At 33.5% G+C, this 316-nt stretch carries 1 pseudogene; it reads right to left on the bottom strand.

Annotated elements, in window-relative coordinates:
• Positions 1–117: 117 nt before the first annotated feature.
• Positions 118–316 (bottom strand): annotated as a pseudogene (locus Xedl_RS31815) (hypothetical protein); the annotation flags it as partial.

Below are 316 nucleotides of genomic sequence, written 5' to 3'. Positions count from 1 at the left end.
CACGTTGGGTATTTTTGCCAATTTTCAACAAGGTAAAAGTCAACGCGACTGGCTTCAACAAGCCAATGTTATAGGATGTTAAAGTCGAGCATCGCGTTAATTTAGTATTTCACTTTTTTATTGATGAGTAGAAAAATCTTCTAAGAAAAGTTTAAAGTGATAACTATCAGATTTTTCAAAGCGTGTATAGGGTGGTTTGGTTTCATCATAGGTTATGATATCTAAATGACTTTTCAAAATGGTAGGAGTATCAAAGAAACTCAGTCCCATTTTTGCGAATTTGGATTTTCCAGACACAAAAAAGCAAAAAGAAGGA

This window comes from Xenorhabdus eapokensis, assembly GCF_001908105.1.
This window is presented reverse-complemented; position numbering and strand designations above follow the sequence as displayed.